Annotated in this window: 2 protein-coding genes and 1 pseudogene; all 3 read right to left on the bottom strand. The window is 71.5% G+C overall.

Features of this window, described 5'->3' with window-relative positions:
* Window positions 1-42: 42 nt before the first annotated feature.
* Window positions 43-942 (bottom strand): 2-hydroxy-3-oxopropionate reductase, encoded by a 900-nt coding sequence (locus tag Y694_RS21395; protein ID WP_036236474.1) that lies wholly within the window; start codon window positions 940-942, stop codon window positions 43-45.
* 25 nt (window positions 943-967) lie between these two features.
* Window positions 968-1755 (bottom strand): annotated as a pseudogene (locus Y694_RS21390) (HpcH/HpaI aldolase family protein).
* 40 nt (window positions 1756-1795) lie between these two features.
* Window positions 1796-2318, bottom strand: a 523-nt coding sequence (locus tag Y694_RS21385) for an NAD(P)-dependent oxidoreductase (RefSeq protein ID WP_036236471.1), incomplete at its 5' end; no start/stop codon positions are given.

The raw sequence follows: 2318 nt of genomic DNA, 5'->3' as shown, positions 1-2318 counted from the left end.
CAGCGGCCGGCGATCGATCGCGGTGGCGGCGGTCACGGTCGCTCAGGCCGCGGCCACGTCGTGGCCCGCCATCAGCTCCAGCGCCCGCACCAGCGCGGAGTGGTCGAGGTCGGCCATGCCGTTGGCGGCGCAGGCCTGCATCAGCTGAGCCGCGCCGGCCGTCTGCGGCAGCGACACGCCCAGTTCGCGCGCGCCCTGCAGCGCGAGGCCCAGGTCCTTCTGGTGCAGCTTGATGCGGAAGCCCGGCGCGAAGCTGCGCTTGATCATGCGTTCACCATGCACTTCCAGGATGCGGCTGGCCGCGAAGCCGCCCATCAGCGCCTGGCGCACCTTGGCCGGGTCGGCGCCGGCCTTGCTGGCGAACAGCAAGGCCTCGCCGACCGCCGCGATGTTGAGCGCGACGATGATCTGGTTGGCCACCTTGGTCGTCTGGCCGTCGCCGTTGCCACCGACCAGCGTGATGTTCTTGCCCATCGTCTCGAGCAGCGGGCGCACGCGCGCGAACACCGCCTCGTCGCCGCCGCACATGATGGTCAGCGACGCCGCCTTGGCACCGACCTCGCCGCCGGACACCGGCGCGTCCAGGTAGTCGGCGCCGAGCGCGTTGATACGCTGCGCGTAGGCCTTGGTGGCCATCGGCGAGATCGAGCTCATGTCGACGACGACCTTGCGCGCGCTGCCGGCGCCGCTCTCCAGGCCGGCGGCGATACCGTTCGCACCGAACAGCACGGTCTCGACGTCCGGCGTGTCGGGCAGCATGGTGAACACCACCTCCGCGTTGCGCGCCACCTCGGCCGCGTTGGCGCAGGCCTGCGCGGCCGACGCGGCGATCGCCTCGGGCAGCTTGCCGCGGGTGTGGACGAACAACGTGTGGCCGGCGGCCGCCAGGTGCAGCGCCATCGGCGTGCCCATGATGCCCAGGCCGATGAATCCGATCTTCATGGTGAGGTCCTTCTCTGTGCGTGGATCAATAGCCCTGTGCGCTGCCCGGCGTCGGGCGGTCGCGCATCTTCGCCACCACCTGCTGCGCGCCGGCGGCCATCAGCCGCGCGTCCGAACTCACGGTGACGAACTGGAAACCCTTGGCGATGCGCGCGAGCGCGGCCTCGGGGCTGCCGTTGTGGATCGCGGCCACCACGCCGTGCGCCTTGGCGCGCGCCAGGATGTGGTCGATCGCCTGCGCCACCGGCGGGTCCACGTCGTCGAAGGTCGGCGTGCAGCCGAGCGCCAGCGACAGGTCCGAGGGCCCGATGTAGATGGCGTCGAGACCTTCGACCGACAGGATGTCGTCGAGGTTGTCGAGCGCCTGCGCGGTCTCGATCATCGCGAAGGTGACGATGGTGTCGTTGGCGTGCTGCGCGTAGTCGGCGCCGCCGTATAGCAGCGCGCGCACCGGCCCGAAGCTGCGCGTGCCGCGCGGCGCGTAATGGGTCCAGGCCACCAGCTTCTGCGCGTCCTCGCGGGTGTTGACCATCGGGCAGATCACGCCGTAGGCGCCGGCGTCCAGCGTCTTCATCAGGATGCCGGGCTCGAGCCAGGGCACGCGCACCACCGGCACGGTGGCCGTGGTGGAGAGGGCCTGCAGCATCGGGACCATCGCCTGGTAGTCGACCACGCCGTGCTGCAGGTCGATGGTGAGTGCGTCCCAGCCTGGTGGGCCATGGTCTCGGCCGAGAAGCTGTTGGGGATGGCGAGCCAGCCGTTCAGGGCGGCGCCGCCGCTCTTCCAGATCTCGCGCAGGCGGTTGGGTCTCATGGTCATCCTCTCGGCGTTCGTGGGTCCGTTCGTTGATCGATCAGTCCAGCGGCGCGGCCGTCACCAGCCGGCCCTCGGCGAAGAACAGCGCCAGGTTGTCCAGCACGCGCTGGCCCATCGCCTGGCGCGTCTCGCGCGTGGCGCTGGCGATGTGCGGCAGCAGCACCACGTTGTCCAGCGCGCGCAGTGCGGCCGGCACCTGTGGCTCGTGCTCGAACACGTCGAGCGCCGCACCGGCGATGCGCCGCTCGACCAGAGCGTGCACCAGCGCCGCCTCGTCGACGACGGAGCCGCGCGAGACGTTGACCAGGAAGCCTTCGGGGCCGAGCGCGCCGAGCACCGCGCCGTCCACGAGGTGGCGCGTGCCAGCACCGCCGGCGGCAATGACCACCAGGAAGTCGGCCCATTCGGCCAGGGCCACCAGCGACGGTTCGTGCGGCCAGGGCGCGTCGGCGACCGGGCGGCGCGAGTGGTAGCGGATCGCCATGTCGAAGCCGAGCGCGCGCCGCGCGATCGTGCGACCGATGCGGCCCAGCCCGACGATGCCGAGCCGCGCGCCGCTG

Origin of the sequence: Methylibium sp. T29-B (genome assembly GCF_000576225.1) — a bacterium.
GTDB classification, from domain to species: domain Bacteria; phylum Pseudomonadota; class Gammaproteobacteria; order Burkholderiales; family Burkholderiaceae_C; genus Methylibium; species Methylibium petroleiphilum.
This window is presented reverse-complemented; position numbering and strand designations above follow the sequence as displayed.